Genomic DNA, 20,383 nt, shown 5'->3' on the forward strand with positions numbered 1-20,383 from the left:
CGGGCTTTTCTTTCGGACGCTCCCTAGTCCCTACATGGCCACGTACACGCGTCGGACGCGGGTCGCCGCGCCGCTCTCGGAAGTCTGGTCGTTTCACTCGAAGATATCGGGACTGGAGGCGCTGACGCCCGAGTGGATGAACCTCGACGTCGTCGCCGTCCGCGGCCCCGACGGCGAATCCGACCCCGAGGAACTGCTGACCGGGTCGAAGGTCCGGATGTCGATGCGACCGCTCGGTCTCGGTCCGGCCCAGCGGTGGACCTCCCACATCGTCGAACGCGAGTACGAGGACGGCGCGGCGATGTTCCGCGACGAGATGATCGGCGGCCCGTTCCGAAAGTGGGTCCACACCCACCAGTTCTACGCCGACGGCGACGAGACGCTGGTCGAGGACCGACTGGAGTACGAACTGCCGGGCGGTCCCGTCGGCCGGGCGGCATCGCCGGCGGCCGTCGTCGGCTTCGAACCGATGTTCCGGTACCGCCACCGGAAGACGAAGGAGCTACTGGAGTCGGGAATCCGAACGCGCGGTCGGCGAGACGAGTGACCGGCGGGTCCGTCAGTCCGCGCGGGTCGGGCCGAACGCCTGCGGGTGCGGCGCAGTGGCGATTTCGAAGCGGGCGCCGCCCGCCGTCCCGTCGGTGACGGCGACAGTCCAGCCGTGGGCTTCCACGATGCCCTCGACGATCGAGAGACCGAACCCCGACCCGCCCTCGGTCGTGGTGTGGCCCTGCTCGAAGACGCTCGCGCGGTCCGCGGGCGAGACGCCGGCGCCGTCGTCCTCGACGTAGAAGCCGCCGCGGTCGGGCAGGGGACCGACCGAGACGGTGAGCGCGTCGCTGCATTCCGTCCCGCGTTCCGACGAACCGTGCTCTACGGCGTTCCGAACGAGGTTCTCGACGACCTGCGTGAGTCGTCCCGGGTCGGCGGAGACGGTGCCGAGGTCCCCGACGAGTTCGAGCGTCGCCTCGCCCGTGTCGACGGCGGCCCAGGCGCGTTCGACGACGCCGGCGACGTCAACGGTGGACGTCTCGCCGACGGTCCGACCCTGCCGGGCGAGTTCGAGCACGTCGCTGACGAGGGCGTTCATCCGTTCGAGACCGTCGGCCGCGCGGTCGAGGTGGGAGACGTCGCCGGTCTCGCGGGCGAGGTCGACGAACCCCTCGACGACGTTCAGGGGGTTTCTGAGGTCGTGGCTCACGACGCTGGCGAACTCTTCCAGTCGCTCGTTCTGCTGGCGGAGTTGGCGCTCGCGCCGCTTGCGTTCGAGCGTGTACGACAGCATGTCCGCCGCGGTGCCGAACAGCGAGACTTCCCTGTCCGGCCACCGCTCGGCCTCCGCGGAGACGAGCACCAACGCCCCCGCGAGCGACCAGTTCGACACCATCGGAAGCGCGAGGAGGCTCGTCTCCTCCGGGAGCGACAGCGAGTCGACGCGGGAGGAGTCCGCGGCGTCCACGTCGGGTACGCGGACGTTCTCGAAGCGACGCAGGCGGTCGAGTAGCCACTCGCAGTCGTCGGCCGTCACTGCGACGGGGGGTAGCGACGCGCCGTCGGCCGTCCACTCGTGGGTCTTCCGCAACGCGTCGGCGTCGACGTCGTACGAGTAGACGGCGGCGCCGTCGACGCCGGCGAACTCGCCGAGACTCTGGAGCGTCCAACGTATCTTCGTCCCGATTTCGTCCACTTCGGCGCTCATCAGCGTCGTCGAGGTGTCGAGCACGGAGTCTTTCAACTGTTCTCTGGCCGTCTCGGCCTCTCGACGGCGGCGCTGTTCGGTCACGTCGCGGAGCGTGCCCACCGCGCGGTGGACGCTGCCGTCGAACACGTCGGGAGAGGCGGTAGCGACACAGCGGATGCGCTCGCCGTCTGCGGCGTACACCTCCGTCTCGAAGCGGGTCGTCGCCGACCCGCCCTCGTCGAACAGGCGGTCGAGTTTCTCGCGGATACGGCACTCGTCGTCCACCAACACCGTCGAGACGTGGCTTCCGACGACGGCGTCGCGGTCGTACCCGAAGAGGTCGACGAACACGTCGTCGACGGAGACGAACCGACCCGACCGGTCGAGAACGTAGACGGCCGTCTCCAAGGCCTCGAACGCGCTGTCGTAGCGTTCGGTCGTCTCCTCGGCGCGGTTGCGCGAGACGGCGTTCGCGACCCGTTTCGCCAGCACGGCGTACTGGTCCGTCCCGAGCGACTTCTGCACGTAGTCGGTCGCTCCGACCCGGAACGCGTCGCGAACGACGTCTTCGGACCCTCTACCGGTGTAGAGGATGAACGGGAGGTTCGGCCGGGCGCAGCGGAGGGCGCGGAGAAATTCGAGGCCGTTCATGCCCGGCATCTCGTAGTCGCTGACGACGCAGTCGGGTCCCGTTTCGGCGTCCGCGAGGCGGTCGAGAGCATCGTACGGGTCCGTCAGCGTCTCGACGGAGAGTTCGACGTCCTCGACTTCGCGTTCGAGGTAGACGGCGACCATCGAGGATAACTCCGCCTCGTCGTCGACGTAGAGCACGGAGATATCCTCGCAAAGCGTCATATCAGCGTAGCTGATTCGATGCGTTATCAGCGTTTCGACCCCAGTATCAAATTGGATATTCCAGTTCGTCGGCGAACTCATCTCGTCGGTCGGAACAGACTACGTGGGAGAAGAATCCACTCCCGCCTCCTCCGGGGCCGGTATCAATACTCGAACTCGGAAGCGCGTCTCGAAAGACCGATACGAGCGGCGGATTCGACGCGACGCCGGATGGAACGACGGGGGCGATGCGGCGCGTCGGCGCTCAGTCGTCGGCGGCGCCCGGTCGACCGTCCTCGTGAACTTCCCGGAGGAACGCGGGGAGTTCCGGCACTCGGGAGGTGTCGTGCGTCCCGACGGGCGGTCGGTTGACCTCCGCCGCCTCGGAGGCGTCGAGGTCCGTCTCGTCGGCGATGCGGGCCATCTCGCCGTCCTCTCTGGCGTCCTGGTCGATGCGCATCGAACAGAACTCCGCGCCGCACATCGAGCAGAAGCGAGCCTCCTTGTAGTTGTCCCCCGGGAGCGTCTGGTCGTGGAACTCGCGGGCGCGTTCGGGGTCCACGGAGAGGTCGAACTGCCGGCGCCAGTCGAACGCGTAGCGCGCCTCCGAGAGCGCGTCGTCCCAGTCGCGCGCGCCTGGCAGGCCCGCGGCCACGTCGCCCGCGTGCGCCGCGATGCGGTAGGCGGCGAGGCCGTCGCGCACGTCCTCGGCGTCCGGGAGGCCGAGGTGTTCTTTCGGCGTCACGTAACAGAGCATCGCCGCGCCCGCGCGCGCCGCCTCCGTCGCGCCGATGGCGCTGGTGATGTGGTCGTACCCCGGCGCGACGTCCGTGACGAGGGGACCGAGAAGGTAGAACGGCGCCCCGTCACACACCTCGCGTTCGCGTTCGACCTGTTCGGCGACCATGTCGAGCGGAACGTGCCCCGGTCCCTCGACCATCGCCTGCGCGCCGTGCTCCCGGGCGACGGCGACGAGTTCGCCGAGCGTCTCCAACTCGGCGTACTGCGCGTCGTCGCCCGCGTCCGCGAGACACCCCGGGCGGAGGCCGTCGCCGAGGCTGAACGTCACGTCGTGCTCGGCGAACACCTCGCACAGTTCCTCGAAATGGGTGTAGAGGGGGTTCTGCGTCGCCGTCTCCTCCATCCACTTCGCGAGAATGGACCCGCCGCGCGAGACGATGCCCGTCTTGCGGCCGTCCGTCAGCGGGAGGTGCTCCATCAGCACGCCCGCGTGGATGGTCATGTAGTCGACGCCCTGTTCGGCCTGCTTCTCGACGACGTCGAAGAGCAGTTCGAAGGTGATGTCTCCGACGGATTCGGCCCGCCTGACCGCTTCGTATATCGGCACCGTGCCGACGGGGACCGGCGAGTATCGGACGTTCGCCTCGCGGACCTCGTCCAGATTCGACCCCGTCGAGAGGTCCATCACCGTGTCGGCGCCGTGGTGAATCGCCGTGTGGAGTTTCCGCAGTTCCTCCTCGCGGGAACTCGTCTCCTCGCTGTTGCCGATGTTGGCGTTCACCTTCGTCGCGAACGCCTCGCCGATTATCATCGGGTCGAGCGACTCGTGTTCGCGGTTCGTCGGAATCACCGCGTGACCCGCGGCGACTTCCTCGCGGACGAACGCCGGGTCGACGTTCTCTCGGTCCGCGACGCGCCGCATCGCCGCCGTCGTCTCGCCGTCCCGCGCGTGTTGGAGCTGTGTCGGCATCGACTACCTAGTAATACCACCAGATGATAAATCTGGTGCGAGCGGAGAGCCGAAAGCGGCGTCCGACTCGCATTACCGCTCGCGAACCCGCATCAGCGCCTTCGGGTTCGCCCACGAGACGACCGTTCGCGGGTCGTCGCCGTGGCCGCCCGCCGCATCCTCGCCGTCCGTGAACTCGACCTCGAACAGGTCGTGCGCGCCGTCGGGCGCCTCCCGGAAGCGACGGTGCAGTTCGGCGACGTCCGCCGCGACGACGCGCCGTCTCGCGCTTACTCTCGTCTCGGCCGTCGCTCATGCGCGTCGGTTCGGAACGCGAGGGCAAGGAGCGTCCCCCGGCGGCCGGGGGACCCGCGGACGCCCGGCGAGGAACGCCCCGCGAGCGCCAACCACCGCAGGACCGCCGCAAGCCTCATTCGAGTCGCCGGGCGAGTTCCGAAGGCAATGACCGACGCCGTATTGGTCCTCAGACACGGAGAGCGGCGGGACAGCGTCGAGGAGAACTGGCGGGAGACGGCCGAGCGCATTCACGACCCGGGGCTGACCGACCGCGGGCGCAGACAGGCGGACCGCGCCGCCGAGCGACTCCGGGAGACGGGCGTCGAGGAGATATACGCCTCGCCGTTCCTCCGCGCGATCCAGACCGCCTCGCCAGTCGCGGACGCCCTCGACCTTCCGGTCCGCGTCGAACCCGGTCTCGGCGAGCACCTCAACCCGGCGTGGTTCGACGCGCACCCGGAGGTACTCGGCCGCGAGGAGCGAGTCGAGCGGTTCCCCCGGACCGACGTTGAGCACCGACCGCTCCTCGAACCCACGTTCCCCGAGGACGCCGCCGACGCGGAGCGACGAATCGGCGAGACGGCGCGACGAATCGTCGACAGCACGTCGGCGCGGCGGGTGCTGTTCGTCGGTCACGGCGCCACCGTCGGCGGCGTCGCGCACGGCCTCGTCGGGTCGGCCGAGGCGGTGGACGCGCCGCTGTGCGGCCTGACGGAACTCGTCCGCGACGGGGGAGGAGAAGGGGGCGAGAACGGAAACAGAAACGGAGACGAGTGGCGGGTCGAGTGGTCCGGCGACGTGGCGCACCTCGACGACGGGGCGTGAGGCGGTCGCCGGTTCTTACTCCGCGTGCTCCGGTCGCTCGGCGTACTCGATGGGGTCGCGCGCGCCGACGTTCCGGAACGCCTGCAGTCGGTAGGCGCAGGAGTCGCAGGTGCCGCAGGCCGGTTCCTCGTCGCGGTAGCACGACCACGTGTGCTCGAACGGGACGCCGAGTTCGCGGCCGCGACGGGCGATGTCCGTCTTCGAGTCGGTGACGAACGGCACTTCTATCGCTATCTCCGTCTCGGGTTTCGTCCCGACGTCGACCATCGCCTCGAACGCCTCGAAGAACTCGGGTCGGCAGTCGGGGTATCCCGCGTAATCCTCCGAGTGCGCGCCGACGAAGACGGCCGAGCAACCGTTCGCCTCGGCGTAGGAGACGGCCATCGAGAGGAGGTTCGCGTTGCGGAACGGGACGTAGGAGGTCGGTATCTCCTCGCTGTCCGGGTCGGCGTCCTCGACGGCCATGTCGTCGTCGGTGAGGCTCGACGCGCCGATGTCTGAGAGGTGGTCCGTCTCGACGTGCAGGAAGTCCGCGGCGCCCAGGTCGTCGGCGAGTCGCTTCGCGCAGTCGTACTCCTTGGACTCGGTCTCTTGCCCGTAGGAGGTGTGCAGGCAGTGGAGGTCGTAGCCTCTCGATGCGGCCTCGTAGGTGGTCGTCGCGCTGTCCATGCCGCCGGAGAGGAGGACGACGGCGGCCGGTCGGTTTTCGTCGGCGGTATCGGTGGTATGGGTCGTATCAGTCATCGTCGTAGTGTGTCGGAGTCGGGTTCTCGGAATCGGAATCAGGTCTCGGGCGCGTCGTTCCACAGGTCGACGTGGAGACGCGGCGTGTAGCGGTAGCCGCGTTCGAGGGCGAGGTCCGCGACGACGGTCCGCGTCGTCGCCAGTTCCTCGCGGGTCTGCCCCTCGGGCATGAGGAGCACGTCGGTATCGAGAATGTCGGCGTCGGCGACGCCGCGCAGGTCGTCGAGCAGCCCCTCGATTTCGGGCAGGTCCTCGGGACCGGTGACGACGAACTTCAACTGGAAGTCGTGTCGCTCGACCAGCGTCGAGAGCGGGTCGAGGTCGATGCGGCGCTCCTCGTGACGCGCCTCCCACTCGCCCACGTCGACGCCCTCGGGCGCGTTGGCGGGCGTCGGCGTCGACGTTGAGAGTTTGGGGCTTATCGAGGCGAGGTCCATCGGCGCGTCGGGGACGACGGTGCCGTTCGTCTCGACGGTGACGTGGTGGTCGTCGGCGAGTTCGCGGAGCAGCGTCGCGCTCTCGTCGTGAATCAGCGGTTCGCCGCCGGTGAGGACGACGTGGTCGGGGTCGCGGGCCCGGACGTCGGCGACGAGTTCGTCGACGCCCATCCACGCGTGCGTCGGTTCCCAGGAAGTGTGATAGGAGTCGCAGAACCAACACCGGAGGTTACAGCCGCTGGTGCGGACGAACGTGCTCGGCACGCCCGCGAGTTTTCCCTCCCCCTGCAGGGAGGCGAACAGTTCGTTCACCGGAAGGGCGGGACCGTCCGGGGCGCTCTTCGGTCTCTCTACCTCGGAGGAGACGGGCATTATCGGTGGCTCGCACAGAGTTCGCCCGTCTCGGCCACCTCGACGGCCACGTCGGAGACGGTGTCCGGGAGGCGAGCCAGGAGTTCCTCTTCGAGGAGGACGGCCATCACCTCGGCCGTCGGCGGCGCGTCGAGGACGACCAGCGAGTCGCCGTCGCCGCTGGCCTCGAACGCCTCGACGAGAGGGTCGCCGGACTCCACGAGGAAGCGGTGGTCCCACTCGTCTATTACGTCCGTCACCGTACCCTTGTCGACGACCCACCCCTCCTCGGTGAGTTCGCCGGTCACCTCGACGGCTATCTCGTAGTTGTGGCCGTGCGGACGGCTACACTTCCCGTCGTGGTGCATGAGTCGGTGCCCGGCGCTGATGCGAATCGGTCGGTCGGCCCCGATGCGGAGGACGCGCTCGCCCGCCCGGGTCGCGAGCGAGGAGCGGCCGGCGGAGTCGCTACGACTCCGTTCGGACCCCAGTATGTTCTCAGGCATACTCCAAGATTATCCGTGGCGGTGAAAAGTCCGCCGTTTCGGCGGCGTTCTCGGGGGTCGGTCCGGCGCAGTCCCCGGATTTCGCCTCGTCCGCCCGACTCACTCCCGTAAGTCCGCGACGGCCTCGCGCCACTCGTCGGGCACCCGAGTCGGCTCCGACGTCTCGGGGTCGAGAACGACCAGCACGGTGGAGGCGGTGGCGACCACCTCCTCCTCGAACCGGAGTTCGTAGGACATCTCGAACGAGGAGTTGCCGATATCGGTCACGTCGAGGGCGACGGTCAGTTCGCCGAGGCCCTCGATGGGCCGGCGGTAGTCTATCTCGATGTTCGCGAGCACCGTGTTCACCTCCTCCATGTCGAACGCCTCCCGGAAGAACTCGATTCGGGCCTGCTCGCAGTAACTGGCGTAGACGGCGTTGTTCACGTGGCCGAGCGGGTCGAGGTCGCGGAAACGGACCTGCAGTTCACTCTCGTAGATGAAATCTGTCACGTGGGGGTGGTCGACCGCGAGGCGCTAAATTCCGCCGGTTCGAGAGAGTGGACGGTGGCGAGGATTCTCGGACACTCGGTCGCGGCGAGACGCCTTTGCTCTCCGCTTACGAACGAACCGTATGGAGCGAGTCGCGTTCGACACGGTGGAACCGTCCGCCTACGAGACGAGCGCCGAACGACGGAGCCTGTCGGATCCGCTCGGGACGACCGACGTGGCGCTCAACCGCTATCGAGTGGCACCCGGCGACCGACTCGCCGGCCTCCACGCGCACCCCGGTCAGGAGGAAGTGTTCGTCGTCCTCGCCGGCGAGGCGACGTTCGAGACGCTGGATTGGCGCGTCGGCGAGCGACGTGCGGACGACGGCGGGGGCGGCCTCCGATGTCCCGACTGCGGAGAAGTCGTGACGGACCCGCCGCCGCGCGAGGAGTGGTGACCGAACCCCGAACGGGGAGAGGAGTCGTCCGAGGGCGGGGCGAGCGCACCCGAGCAGCGAAGTCGACGGCGGCCGACGCCCCGGTATGCCGGTCGCAACCGTCGGCGACGCTGCCGAGGCGTCGCTCCGCGTCACCGAGTCGACTATCGACGAGTTCGCCGCCCTCTCGGGCGACGAGAACCCCATCCACCTCGACGAGGCGTACGCCGCAGAGACGCTGTTTGGCGGCCGGGTAGCCCACGGGATGATAGCTGCGTCCGTCCTCAGCGCGGCGGTTGCGAGACTGCCCGGCGACATCGTCTATCGGTCGCAGGACCTCTCGTTCGAGCGACCGGTTCGGCCGGACGAGGAGGTGCGGGCGACGGCCGAGGTGGTCGCGGAACTGGACGGCGACAGACTCCGCGTGGAGACGACGGCGCGCGTCGACGGGGCGGCCGCGGTGACCGGCGAGGCGACGGTGCTGTCGCTTCCGCACGACGGCAGGGAGACAGACGAACGCTAGTGAGTCTCTAGCGACGGCCGCGCCGAAAGGAGAGAGTCTGCCGAATGCTGGAGAGCGTCGTTCGGGCGGATTTCGCCGGACGGCGAACGCTCGGCGCCGTCAGTCCGACGTGGGGGCGACCGGGTTCGAACCGCCGGCGGGCGCTTCGTGGTGCAGCGACTCGACCCGCCAGACGTTCGACCGGGCGCCGGCGCGCGAGAGCGATACCGGGACGGTCGTCCCTGACGGCAGCGCCGCCAACGTGTCGCGGAGGTCGGCGTCCGCGTAGTCGACGAGGTGACGTGTTTCGTTCGACCGCTCGACTTCGACGGTCATCGTGTGGTGGTCGTTCATGGTCTTTTTGACGACGACACGGGTCGGCGCGGCGGTTTCGACGCTCATACTTACGACTTGTGACCGGAAGACCTTAAATTGAAATATGTTTAATATATCGTGGTATAGAGCCGACGCTCGGTACGAGAGGTGGCCGGAACCGGTTCGTTCGACGCGGACGAACGTTCGATCGTGGACAAACGACGATGCCGACGGTCGGCCGTTAGATATTATGACATACACGCTCCACTTGAACTTTAATATTCATTTCTGCAGGGGCGTAAAAGGCACATTCAGTGAATTTCTTCCGATTGTAGTATAGATATTTGTACGTTTGGCCACCAGCCCTTTCTGGATGTCTTTTGTCTCACGATACGGGTCACACCATGGTAGATGATATCAGAGAGACAGACAGACGAAGCGTACTCAAACTGCTCGCGGCGGCCGGCGTCATCGGCGGGGGCGGCGCCGCGGCGAGCGGGTCGGCGGCGGCGCAGAAAAGTCAGGGCGGCGGTTTCCAGAAACTGACGTTCGACGTGGAGAAGAGCGGCTCACTCGTCGAACAAACGGACGTCGTCGACAACGCGTTCACCGTCGGCGAGGACGCGACGTTCGACGGCCAGCTGATTCTCACCGACCTCGAGGTCAACGAGAACGACGAACTGGTCGCCAGCGGACGACTCAAAGGGGAGCTCACGCAGAATCCGACGCAGACGATAAGCCAGACGTTCCAGACCGTACTCGGCACGCTGAGCGACGTACTCAGCGTTCTCAGCCCGGACGGGTCGGGCGAGTGCCCGGTACTCAACCTCGACGTCGGCGAGATATTCCTGGACCTGCTCGGCCTGCAGGTCGAGACGTCGACCATCGAGATAGACATCGTCGCCGTCGCGGGCGAGGGGAACCTCCTCGGAAATCTCTTGTGTGCGGTCGCGGGACTGCTGGATCCGGCGTAGTTCGGCTCACCACCCGTTTTTTTACCGAATTCGCCTCGCGCGCACCGCGACGACAGGAGAACCGTTCTCCCGCCGCCGGAGACAGGGCGAGCGGAGGTTCGTAACGAGGATGGAGAAGCCACGGTGATTTGAACTCACTCGCTCACTGCGTTCGCTCGCGCGTAGTGGCGGCGACAGAACGAGTCCGCCCTCCCCGATTTGAACGGGGGGCAAGCCGATCTACAGTCGGCTGCTCTACCAGTCTGAGCTAAGGGCGGTCCATCTACTGGTAGCGCCGTCGCCGGACTTAAGAATTACTCATTGGTCGTCGCGGGCGGCCAGAAACCGCTCGGCGAGGCGGTCGACGTGCGCCTGCGCGGCGTCGAGTTCCGGGACGGTCTTGGCGTTGTACGCCCGCTTCGAGCAGTCGACGTGGTTAGGGACGACTCCGTGAGCGTCCAGCGACGCCTCCGCGAGGGCGACCTGTCGCTCCGAGGCCTCCCACTCGGGCATCGCTAGTCGGGAGACGGTCGACTTCGAGAGACTCGACTTCCCCCCCGAGGAGATATCGCGCAGGCAGCGCTGGTACGGCGCGGAGTTCAGGAGGGCGCAGAGGTAGTGCGCCTCGCGTTCGTCGTCGGTGCCGACGAACATGCAGTGGTCGCCGGGGACGACCGGTTTCTCGCCGAGGAGGGGGTCCTCGACGGTCGAGACGACCGCGAAGTGGGGTTTGTACCCGAGGCGACACCAGACGACCTTGTAGTCGGCCCACGTGTACGGTCCGAGGCCGAACAGCGAATAGAACGGCCCGTCGTCGAACCACGAGGACCCGCGGGACTCCAGTCGCTCGCGGTTCGCGTCGAGGTAGGCGTACGTGTTCGGCGTCTCCCGGCGGAGGGTCGCCTCGTTGTCCTCGCCGGCGAATCGCTGGGGGACGAGGAGTCTGTCGTGACCGAACAGGCCGTACTTCACGACGTGCTTGGATTTGAGATAGGGGTAGACGTGGTCGGGTTCGATGTCGTTCGCCTCGATGGTCTCGCGGTCCAGCGCGTACACCGCCTTCGCGTCGTCCTTCACGCCGTGGCGGATGCGGTACTCGGAGGCGCCGAGCGCCTCCCGTTCGGCGTCCGCGCGAATCCACGGCGACGCCTCCGTCGTCGGGTCGGCGGCGACGAACGCCGTCTCCTCGGCGGCGAGCGTCCGGCGGAGGTCCGACAGCGACCCGAACGCGGGCGTGGTTCCGTCGCGCCTCGACCACCCCGTCGCCGGAATCTCGACGTTGGCGTCGGCGTTCTCGACCGCGGAGTCAGCAGGTGCCCCGGCGCTCTCGGAGTTGCCCACGTTCAGACGGTACAGCGCGGTTCCGGCGTCGACCTCGCGACCGAACGGCGACAGCGACCCGAAGTCGTGGACGCGGCGCATCGACAGCGAGCGGTCGCCGACGCGGCGTCGGCGCAGGAGTTCGCCCGCCGGTCCCGTCATCAGGTCGCGCTTGAGGACGAACGCCGCGCGGCCGCCGTCGCGGAGGAGGCGGTGGACGCAGGTCCAGACGTACGGGACGGAGAGGTCGTCGTTCGCGTGCCCGAGGCGGGCCTCCCGCCCGCGGTGCGGGAACAGGTCAAGGTCGGGGTCGGCCATCGGTCCCTCGCGCCAGCGGTCTTTCACCCGCGGCGTCAGCGAGTCCCACGTCAACCACGGCGGGTTGCCGAGGAGGACGTCCGCGCGCGCGCCGTTCAGGGGAGCGTCGGCGGCCGTCGTCTCCACCGCGTCCGCGAGGGCGACCCGCGGCGCGAACGATTCGACGCCGTCGCGCCGGAGGAGGGGACGGCACGCGAGGACGAGTGCGAGACGGGAGGCGCGGACGGCGACGGGGTTCACGTCGAACCCGCGGACCGAATCGGCGACGCGCGCGGCGAGGGCGGAGGGGTTCGCGTCGACATCGGCGTCGACGTCTGCGGAGTCGAGTTTCACGCGCGCCGCGGCGGCGAGGAACGCGCCCGCGCCGCACCCCGGGTCGAGGACGAGGGCGTCTCGGAACGCATCGGTTTCGTCGGTGCGGACGCTCTCGACCGCCAGTTCAGCCAGACCGGCGGGCGTGTCGTACCGGCCGAAGGCGCGTCGGACGGTACGCGGGAGCGTCCGGCGGTGGAGTTCGGCGACGGCCGCCGGGTCCGACTCGCGGACGAACGCGTCCGCGGTTTCGTCCGCCTCGGTCCGCGCCGCGGCCGAGAGGTCGGAGCGAACCGTGTCGTGGACGGCGTCGAACGCGGCGAGGAGGTCAGGGGTGGAATCGGAACGACCGCCGTCGTCGTCGGGGTCGGAGGCGGAGGCGGACGAACGGGCGGGAGCCACATCGACCGAGAACTCGCGTTCGGCGGCGGCCGAGAGCGTCGAGAGCAGGAAGTCGAACGAGAGCGTCCGGACGAACACCTCGCGGGCGACGCCGTCGGGGTCGTCCGCAAGTTCCGGAGGTCCGTTCGCGGACCGCGAGTCGGAGTCGTCCGCCAGTCGGTCGAACACCGGGCCGTGGTGCTCGTCGACGAACGCCCGCCACGACTCGCGGGCGTCGGCGGCCGGTGGGTCGTCGGCGCGGACGCGGAGGGCGGCGCGGTACCGGTCGAGGAGAACCTCGCAGGCGTCGAGTCGGTCCTCGTCGAGTTCGGCGGGTTCAGATGCGGGTGCGGAGGTCATCGGTGTGGAACGCGTCGCCGTTCGGCGGGGCGCGGCGACGACGCGTCCGTCTGCACCCGACGACGGGCGGTCGGAACTTAACGGCATCCGTTCGGTCGGCACCGGGGTCATCGGCCAAACCGGTTTATCGGCCGATCAGTCGGTGAGGTCGCTCTCCGTCACGCGGATGCCCTTCTCCGCGAGGTGCCGCATCTGTCGCTGCGCGAAGTCCTCCTCGCTCGTCCCGCGGGTGGCGAGCACGTAGACGAGGGCGTTGCCCGCGGGTCGCATCGTCCGTCCCGCGCGCTGGGCCCCCTGCCGGCGCGACCCGCCGAGACCGGAGGCGACGACGGCCAGTTCGGCGTTCGGCAGGTCGATACCCTCGTCGCCGACGCGGGAGATGACGAGCGTTCGGAGTTTCCCCTCGCGGAACTGTCGGAACAGGCGCTCGCGGTGGTGGTGGCGCATCTCGCCGTTGACGAACGGGACGTCCAACGCTTCGGCGATGGCCTCTCCTTGGTCCAAGTAGTCGACGAAGACGAGGGCCTTCGCCTCGGGGTGCTGTCGGAGCAGACGGCGCGTCTCGGCTATCTTCTGCGAGTTCTCGGCGGCGAGTCGGTGTTTGTCGCGGCCGTCGGCGCTCGACCACTCGTTGCGCGTCGTGTCGTCGGCCCACGGGACGTACCGTATCTCGACCTCGGGTTCCTGGACGTAGCCCGCCTCGAACAGTTTCGACCAGTCGGTGCCGATGGGCGGGCCGATGAGCGTGAAAATCTCCTTCTCCTTGTCGTCTTCCCGAATCGGCGTCGCGGAGAGGCCGAGTCGGTGCTTGGCTTGCAGGTCGGCGCTCCGGCGGTAGATGCGCGAGGGGACGTGGTGCACCTCGTCGTAGACGATGAGGCCCCACTCGCGGTCGTCGAACAGCGAGCGGTGCCGGTCCATCCCGGCCGTCTGGTAGGTGGCGATGGTGACCGGTCGGACCTGCTTTTCCCCGCCGTGGTACTCGCCGATCTGGTCTTCCTCCAAGGAGGTGTGTCTGAGCAGTTCCGAGCGCCACTGCGCGGCGAGTTCGCGCGAGGGGACCAAGATGAGCGTCTCGCCGCCGACGGCCGCGAGGACGCCGATGCCCGTCACGGTCTTGCCTGCGCCGGGCGGGCCGACGAGGACGCCCGCCTTCTGCGTCGTGAAGCGGTCGACCCAGTCCTGCTGGTAGTCGCGGAGTTCGACGCGGAGGTCCACGTCGAGAGGCGCCCCCGTTTCTAAGTCTCGGTCGTCCTTCACCGGGTAGCCCGCCTCGTAGAGGATGCGCTTGATGTGCGACTCCTTCCCTTCGCGAACCCAGCTCTCGGTGTCGGAGATGGGCGCGACGAGGTGCTCCTCGTCGAGTTTCTGCCGACCCACGTTACCCATCAGGCTCTCGGAGGCCGCTTCGAGCACCACGTAGTCGTCCTCGTGGGTGTACAGGCGGAACTGGTTCGCGCGCTTCCACTGGTTCTCGACCCACGTCTCCAAGTGCGGGGACCGGCGGGGGAGCACGGAGCGCATCATCCGCAGCAGGTCGTCCAGCGACTCGAAGGGCGCCTGCCAGACGTCTTCCTGCCGTATCTTGTAGAGATAGCCGCGGGTGCCCGTGTTCCGGTCGCCCGTGGAGTCGACGAGGTGGGCGAACTGCGCGAGTCGCGCGCGGGTGTACTGCGTCGGTCGGTCGACGATTATCTCGCGGCGCTCCGGGAACAGGATGACGCGCTCGCGTTCGGCCAGTTTCCCCCACTCGGTCGGGTAGTAGACCACCGGGTCCGCCTCGACGTTCATCCGCTGGACCGCTCCTTCGCGGGCCAACTGGTCGAGGGCCTCCGACGCCTCCGCCTGGGTGAGTCCGAGCCGTCGACTCGCCTGCTGGGCGGTCACGACGGGGCGACCTTCGGCCTCCAGAGCGTCGTAAAACCCGTCGACGGAGACGTCGACGAGTTCGGCCGGCGTCGCGGGCGTCGCGTCATCCGCCCTCTCGACGGCCTCGGTGGGAGCGTCATCCACCTCGTCGGTTCCCCCGGTTCCGTCGTCGAGTTCATCGGGGTCCCCGTCCGTTTCGCCGGCCTTGTCGGATTCGCCGGATTCGCCGGATTCGCCGGATTCGTCGGACCCGTCGGCGGCGCCGTCCTGCGACCGCATCTCCGAGAGCGTCGAAGGAGCGTCGGCGTCGTCGGCGTCGGCGCGGGCCGCGGAGTCGTCCTGAGCGCGGACATCGGTGTCGGCGTTAGCGTCGGCGTCACCGGTGTCGCCGGCATCGCCGGCGTCGTCCTCGGTCATCGTCTCAGGTCAGGGACGCGGCGGGGAAACGGCTTGCGCTGCGGAGAAATCCGCGGTCGGGGGAGCGTGAGCTCGGCGCGGCGGAGAGCGAGTCGAGGTGGCGAGAATCGAGTTCGGAACGCCGAGGGCTCGGTCTCGGTCGGTCGGCGTCAGCCGAGCGTGTTGAACCGCGTCGGCGACATCTGGTCGTACGCACGCTGGAGGTCCTCCCCGACGTCGACGAACGCGGGGAACTCTTCGAGCGTCCGGACGGCGTCGAGGTAGACGTAGTCGACGGGTTCGTCGGCTATCTCCTCGAACACCTGCCGCGGTCCCGACTCGCCGACGGCGACGAACGGGCGGCCGTCCGGGTCCGACTGCGGGGTCGTCCCGTGCTGGAGATACAGCGCCGTCATCGCCAGTGCGCTGGCGAGGGGGACCTGTCCGGGCGTCAACTGCCAGGTTACCTCGCGCGACCCGTACTCGACGGTCGAGACGTAGCCGTCGTCGAAGCGGAAACAGCGAACCGTCTCGTCGCCCCGTCGCCACCGCGTCTCGGTCTGTCGAAGGTCGTCGAGTCGCCAGTCGTCGTCGGAAGCGTCATCGGGCGGTCGAACCGCGTGCACGATTCGGCGAAGCGGCGCGGCGAGTCGGGTTCCGACCCGCCGAGCGCCGCGCCCCGTTCGGCGAAGCACCGAGGGCGTCATCACCGACCGTAGGGGGGGACCCCTTATCGAACTGACGGACGGACGCCGCCCGGAACCGACTCCTCTCGGGACCGACTCGGCGTTCGCGACGGCCTCGGAGAGGCACACCGGGTTTCCGGTGAACGGGTCGATTCGAGAGGATTCGGGGTGGCGGTCGTATCGAGGAGGAGCGACGACGTCCAGACTCACGGAGAGCCAGCGTTACAGCGACCGGACACCGGGCGTGCGGGCGGACACCATGTTTCCGGTGAAACGGGGGAGGGATGTCTCCGGCGGAAATCACGGGACGTCTGGCAGCGGACGGTGAGTGACGGCCGGTGGACGGCAGGTGGCGAGCGAGAGGTGATGAGCGACGGGCGAGAGGAGTCAGGCGGTAAGCGGCGGACGAGAAGTGGCGGGTGGCAGATGCAACAGGCCGGCGTTGGACGGCGAAACACACCGTGTTTCCGGTGAGACGGCGGGAACGGACGGTGAGTTCGGTGAGACGCGGACACACCGGGTTTCCGGTGAATCGCCCCGACGGGGTCACGTCCGCCCGACGTCGGTCCACGTGCAGCGACGGATTACTCCGAGCGCTCGAATCCCACACCCCGTTTCCGGTGAATACAGCCATCCAAGCGGTCAAAGTCCCTCGAAACGACGGTGTTCGGGGAATTCGTGTGAGTGGCGGTCACACCGGGTTTCCGGTGAACGGACGAATCAAACGGGGACGACTCTCTCCTCCTTCTCTCGTTTAAAGCGCGTTTTCGCCGTCTCGCGTCGTCCCCTCGCCGCCGACTCGGAACGTCTTCCCTACCGAAAGGAGACGGGAGCGAGCGTTACTGAACAGCTAGTATAACAACTATTAAATAGTTGTTCAGTGTAAAAGTCCATTGATACACTTGTGAGCAGATAATAGTTCGTTACTCGAACTGACCGCAAGCGAAACGTGGGTCGCTCCACGGTTCGATGGCCGAGAATCCGGCTTCGGGTTCTCCGCGGCCACGTCGGAGAATGTCGGCGCTCGTACGCGCGACTGTCGGACGGGACGACGGACCTGACCGGTGGCCGGGAGACTCTTGCCACCTGTCGCCGGTCCGTTCTTCTATCCGTCGTAGCGGTACCGCTCGGTCATTTTCGAGGTTTTCGGTCTTACACAGATTCCAGTCTTCCAACACTGAGGTCCGACTGCCGCCCCCGCGATACGCGGGGAATCGCTTCGGACACACCGTGTTTCCGGTGAACCAGTTCCTCCGTTTCGACTGGACCTACCCCCGGGTGTGAGGCCGTTCACCGGAAACGTGGTGTGTGTGTCGCACCGTCAGATGACAAGCCATTTCACCGGAAACGTGGTGTCCTGTAGTATGCCGAACGCCAGCGACGACCTCTTCACCCGGGAGGACCCCATCTTCGCCAACAAGGAACTCCTCGAGATAAACCACCTGCCGGGCGAGGGACGCATCGTCGGCCGCGACGACGAGATATCCAACCTCGCGACGGCGGTCAACCCCGCCATCTTCGGGCAGAGTCCGAGCAACGTCCTCATCTACGGGAAGACGGGGACCGGCAAGTCGCTCTGTGCGAAGTACGTCTCACAGCGTCTCGTCGAAACCGCGAGTGAGGAAGCCGTGAAAGCGACCTTCGCCTACGTGGACTGCGCGCAGGACACGACCGAGACCCAGGCGGTCCAGACTATCGCCGACAGCGTCAACCGCTCGGAGGTAACCGGAATCAAGGTCCCCGACAAGGGTCTCAGCACGTCGACGTACTACAAGCGCCTCTGGCGCATCCTCGACGCGCAGTACGACGTCGTCCTCATCATCCTCGACGAGATAGACAAACTGAGCGACGACGACATCCTGATGCAACTCTCGCGCGCGGGCGAGGCCGGGAAGATAGACCAGTGCAAACTGGGCGTCATCGGGATCAGCAACAAGATACAGTACAAAGACCGGATGGACGAACGGGTCAAATCGAGCCTCTGCGAACGCGAGTTCGTCTTTCCGCCGTACGACGCGAACCAACTCCGCGACATCATGGACGCCCGCAGCGACGCCTTCCGCGACGGCGTGTTGGACGCCTCAACGATTCCGCGGGCCGCGGCGCTCGCCGCCCGCGAACACGGCGACGCGCGGAAAGCAATCGACATCCTCCGGTACGCCGGCGAGATAGCGCAATCGACGGCCGCTCCGACGGTCCGCGAGGAGTTCGTCACGCAGGCGCGCGAACGGGCGGAGACCGACCGCTTCCGGGAACTCATCCGCGGGTCGACGCCGCACTCCCGGTACGTCCTCCAAGCGCTTGCGATGCTGTCGCTCTCGAACGACCGCAAGGACGGCTTCAGAACCAGTCGAGTCTACGAGGTGTACGAAAACATCTGCACGGGTCAGGGCTCCGATAGCCTGTCACTCAGACGGGTCCGCGACCTCCTGAAAGAACACGCGTTCCTCGACATCATCGAGCAGTCGAAACACAGCGGTGGGAGCGCCGAAGGGAGCTACACGAAACACCAGTTGCTCGAAGACCCGCAGGTCGTCAGAGACGTACTGACCGAAAACGTCGAGTCGTGAGCCGTCCGAAGGGCACGAGGCACGAGTGCGCAGTCGAACGCGCTCACTGGTCGCCGGGCGGTGTCGGGCCGAAGCGCAGCGGGGTCCGAAGGGCGGGTCGACATCGACGCGACCGCGTTGGATAGTTTACGAGCGGGAACTTATATCTTCCCACGTTCAGAAGTGATTGGAACAGTCACGCGTGACCGACCGGCTCACGGTTCGTTCGGCCCGAAGGGATTCTCCGACGCCTCGCCGTTCGCCTCGTCGCCCACCGAGGGGGTGTACGAGTCCGTCCGATAGCGGGCGTACGTTCGCTCCGCCCAGTCGAGGAACTCCTCGTCGGTGCCGTCGACGCTGGCGATGAGATTCCCGTGCTCGTCGTACGCGGCGAGATACGCGTGGTCGTCCACCAACATGAGTCCGAACTCCAATCGCTTCGGCGAGACGAACAGTTGGAACTGATCGAGTTCGTAGGCGCGGGCGAGGTCGTCGGGGTACTCGGACGCGGAGGTCTCGAAGACGCGTTCGTCGATGACGAGTTGGACGTTCGACTCGGGTCCGATGATTCGCTCGGCCGCCTCGTTGAAGATGCGGCTGACGATGGGGGTGATGCCGCGGAACTCGTCGACGTAGTCGCTCCCGGCGACGGTCAGAAAGCGGTTGATGGGCGCGTGCGGGTTGTCCGACGTGGCCGCGGTTCCGTGGAGCCGGCGGAGGACGACTGGATCGAGGTCGGCGACGACGCTCCCCACGTTGGCGAGCAGCATCGAGAAGCGGTCGGCGACGGCGACGGTCGCCTCGAACTCCTCGTACCCGTTCGCGACCATATCCCCCGCTGCCGTCAACGCGTAGCGCCCGTCATCGGTCTCCTTGTCGGCCCACCCTCGGTCGACGAACGCGCTCACCGTCCGTTGCGCCGTCTCGCGCGCGCACGAACATTCGGTTGCCAACTCGCTCGGGCGATACGGCTGTCTCCGTAGGGCGCGCAAAATTTCAACTCGACTCTCAGACCCGACGAGAAACGCTATCTCATCCCGTGCGCTCATGTGCGACTACTTGCTCGGCCGGTGCTATCACCTTTTGGACTGCTCGGTGCCCTGGAATCGGACGGTTAGTCGAGCAACCCGAGGTTGTCGATCCGTTTGACTATCTCGACGACGGCCGTCTCGGCGTCGTCGGTTTGCTTCCCACCTGTAATGACTATCTTGCCCGAACCGAACAGGAGGATGACGACCTCCGGTTCGTCCATCCGGTAGACGAGGCCGGGGAACTGTTCCGGTTCGTACTCGACGTCCTCGAGGCCGAGGCCGATGGCGAGGGCGTTCAGGTTCAGGTTGTGTCCGAGGTCCGCGCTGGAGACGATGTTCTGGACGGTTATCTCCGGGTCCTCGTCGACGGGGATGCTCAGACCGCGGAGTTTGTCGAAGATGATACCGAGAGCCTCGTGGACGTCGTCGATGCTCTTCGCGCCCGTGCAGACGATCTTTCCGGACCGAAAGATGAGGGCCGCCGCCTTCGGGTCCTGCGTCCGGTAGACCAGACCGGGGAAGTTGTCGGGGTTGAAGTCGGCACCCGGGAGGTCGTCCGCGAGTGCTTCGAGGTCGAGTTCCTGTCCGATTCCGGTCGATGCGACTACGTTCTGAATCTCGATGGAGTCTGCCGGCGCACTCATTGTTCGCTGGAAACGTCTCTCCCCTAGCTTATAAAGCGACCCGTTGTTATACGGGATACTCACCCGCCGTGGCCCACGCCGTATTTTGTATTCCGCGCTCGCCCGCGTACGTTGGCATCCGTACCGGTATATAATCTGTTCGGATGTCGTTCGAGCCGAGCTATCGCGCGCCTTCGTTACACAATACCACCAATATCACACCATTTTTTTGAAATCGTACCGAATCAACGGGGTTAAGTAGAACCCGGCCATTCGTAGAAATACGCGGGGCGCCCCGGGCCACCGAGGTCCGGAGCGCCACCTTCCGAGTACGCCCGAACCGCCTCGTCTCCATCTCGGGGGAGTGCTTCGCACTCTCACGACGAACGCGAGACGACGCCCTTAAGTGTTCGAGCCCACTTCGGAAGAATGCGAACGACACACCGCGACCGTGCGACGGTTCAAACCCGTCGCACACTCGGACACGGTCCCCTCG

The 20,383-nt window shown here is 67.0% G+C and carries 18 protein-coding genes and 1 tRNA gene; 6 read left to right on the forward strand and 13 right to left on the reverse strand.

Annotated features, from left to right (window positions below):
• Positions 1–34: 34 nt before the first annotated feature.
• Positions 35–547 carry an SRPBCC family protein gene (locus NDI76_RS09765; RefSeq protein WP_310923821.1) on the forward strand — a complete coding sequence of 171 codons (513 nt, stop codon included), beginning with the start codon at positions 35–37 and terminating at the stop codon, positions 545–547.
• A 12-nt stretch (positions 548–559) separates the two neighbouring features.
• Here NDI76_RS09765 and NDI76_RS09770 read toward each other — a convergent pair whose 3' ends face one another.
• On the reverse strand, positions 560–2,536 hold the full coding sequence (locus NDI76_RS09770) for a hybrid sensor histidine kinase/response regulator (protein ID WP_310923822.1): 1,977 nt from the start codon (positions 2,534–2,536) through the stop codon (positions 560–562).
• A gap of 244 nt (positions 2,537–2,780) precedes the next feature.
• A complete protein-coding gene (thiC, locus tag NDI76_RS09775; protein ID WP_310923823.1) occupies positions 2,781–4,226 on the reverse strand; it encodes a phosphomethylpyrimidine synthase ThiC in 1,446 nt (481 codons plus the stop codon).
• Positions 4,227–4,667: 441 nt separating this feature from the next.
• Between thiC and NDI76_RS09785 the strand changes: the two genes are divergently transcribed.
• Positions 4,668–5,327: a histidine phosphatase family protein gene (locus NDI76_RS09785; RefSeq protein ID WP_310923824.1), complete on the forward strand. Its 660-nt coding sequence runs from the start codon at positions 4,668–4,670 to the stop codon at positions 5,325–5,327.
• 15 nt (positions 5,328–5,342) lie between these two features.
• Here the strand turns inward: NDI76_RS09785 and queC are convergent, their stop codons facing one another.
• The 4 genes from queC to NDI76_RS09805 all read right to left on the reverse strand — a co-directional run bounded on the left by queC (position 5,343) and on the right by NDI76_RS09805 (position 7,857).
• Positions 5,343–6,071, reverse strand: a complete 729-nt coding sequence (gene queC / locus NDI76_RS09790) for a 7-cyano-7-deazaguanine synthase QueC (RefSeq protein WP_310923825.1) — start codon at positions 6,069–6,071, stop codon at positions 5,343–5,345.
• Between the two features lie 38 nt (positions 6,072–6,109).
• Entirely contained in the window at positions 6,110–6,880 is a 771-nt protein-coding gene (locus NDI76_RS09795) for a 7-carboxy-7-deazaguanine synthase QueE (protein ID WP_310923826.1), read from the reverse strand.
• Positions 6,880–7,365: a 6-pyruvoyl trahydropterin synthase family protein gene (locus NDI76_RS09800; RefSeq protein WP_310923827.1), complete on the reverse strand. Its 486-nt coding sequence runs from the start codon at positions 7,363–7,365 to the stop codon at positions 6,880–6,882. Before NDI76_RS09800 ends, NDI76_RS09795 begins: the two co-directional genes overlap by 1 nt.
• Before the next feature lie 99 nt (positions 7,366–7,464).
• Positions 7,465–7,857, reverse strand: coding sequence for an acyl-CoA thioesterase (locus tag NDI76_RS09805; RefSeq protein ID WP_310923828.1), 393 nt, complete (start codon positions 7,855–7,857; stop codon positions 7,465–7,467).
• A gap of 121 nt (positions 7,858–7,978) precedes the next feature.
• Here NDI76_RS09805 and NDI76_RS09810 point away from each other — a divergent pair, with 121 nt between their 5' ends.
• Together NDI76_RS09810 and NDI76_RS09815 are read left to right on the forward strand one after the other, a co-directional pair.
• Positions 7,979–8,293: a cupin domain-containing protein gene (locus tag NDI76_RS09810; RefSeq protein ID WP_310923829.1), complete on the forward strand. Its 315-nt coding sequence runs from the start codon at positions 7,979–7,981 to the stop codon at positions 8,291–8,293.
• A gap of 85 nt (positions 8,294–8,378) precedes the next feature.
• A complete protein-coding gene (locus NDI76_RS09815) occupies positions 8,379–8,795 on the forward strand; it encodes a MaoC family dehydratase (RefSeq protein ID WP_310923830.1) in 417 nt (138 codons plus the stop codon).
• Between the two features lie 99 nt (positions 8,796–8,894).
• On the opposite strand, the gene NDI76_RS09820 is transcribed toward NDI76_RS09815, so the two are convergent.
• The gene (locus NDI76_RS09820) at positions 8,895–9,176 is read right to left on the reverse strand and encodes a DUF7999 family protein (protein WP_310923831.1); all 282 of its coding nucleotides are present in this window, start codon (positions 9,174–9,176) and stop codon (positions 8,895–8,897) included.
• A gap of 317 nt (positions 9,177–9,493) precedes the next feature.
• Between NDI76_RS09820 and NDI76_RS09825 the strand changes: the two genes are divergently transcribed.
• Positions 9,494–10,063, forward strand: coding sequence for a hypothetical protein (locus NDI76_RS09825; protein ID WP_310923832.1), 570 nt, complete (start codon positions 9,494–9,496; stop codon positions 10,061–10,063).
• Between the two features lie 183 nt (positions 10,064–10,246).
• Here the strand turns inward: NDI76_RS09825 and NDI76_RS09830 are convergent.
• The 4 genes from NDI76_RS09830 to NDI76_RS09845 all read right to left on the reverse strand — a co-directional run bounded on the left by NDI76_RS09830 (position 10,247) and on the right by NDI76_RS09845 (position 15,705).
• Positions 10,247–10,320: transfer RNA gene (locus tag NDI76_RS09830), tRNA-Tyr, on the reverse strand.
• A gap of 40 nt (positions 10,321–10,360) precedes the next feature.
• A complete protein-coding gene (locus tag NDI76_RS09835) occupies positions 10,361–12,733 on the reverse strand; it encodes a type I restriction endonuclease subunit M (protein ID WP_310923833.1) in 2,373 nt (790 codons plus the stop codon).
• 135 nt (positions 12,734–12,868) lie between these two features.
• Positions 12,869–14,881, reverse strand: a complete 2,013-nt coding sequence (locus NDI76_RS09840; protein WP_310923900.1) for a DEAD/DEAH box helicase — start codon at positions 14,879–14,881, stop codon at positions 12,869–12,871.
• Positions 14,882–15,168: 287 nt separating this feature from the next.
• Positions 15,169–15,705, reverse strand: a complete 537-nt coding sequence (locus tag NDI76_RS09845) for a hypothetical protein (RefSeq protein WP_310923834.1) — start codon at positions 15,703–15,705, stop codon at positions 15,169–15,171.
• A 1,343-nt stretch (positions 15,706–17,048) separates the two neighbouring features.
• On the opposite strand from NDI76_RS09845, the gene NDI76_RS09850 reads away from it, so the two are divergent.
• A complete protein-coding gene (locus tag NDI76_RS09850; protein WP_310923835.1) occupies positions 17,049–18,254 on the forward strand; it encodes a Cdc6/Cdc18 family protein in 1,206 nt (401 codons plus the stop codon).
• A gap of 194 nt (positions 18,255–18,448) precedes the next feature.
• Here the strand turns inward: NDI76_RS09850 and NDI76_RS09855 are convergent, their stop codons facing one another.
• Together NDI76_RS09855 and NDI76_RS09860 are read right to left on the reverse strand one after the other, a co-directional pair.
• A complete protein-coding gene (locus tag NDI76_RS09855) occupies positions 18,449–19,282 on the reverse strand; it encodes a helix-turn-helix transcriptional regulator (protein WP_484494586.1) in 834 nt (277 codons plus the stop codon).
• A 65-nt stretch (positions 19,283–19,347) separates the two neighbouring features.
• Positions 19,348–19,908 (reverse strand): TATA-box-binding protein, encoded by a 561-nt coding sequence (locus NDI76_RS09860; RefSeq protein WP_008383381.1) that lies wholly within the window; start codon positions 19,906–19,908, stop codon positions 19,348–19,350.
• Positions 19,909–20,383: the final 475 nt, after the last annotated feature.

This window comes from Halogeometricum sp. S1BR25-6, from assembly GCF_031624495.1.
GTDB classification, from domain to species: Archaea; Halobacteriota; Halobacteria; order Halobacteriales; family Haloferacaceae; genus Halogeometricum; species Halogeometricum salsisoli.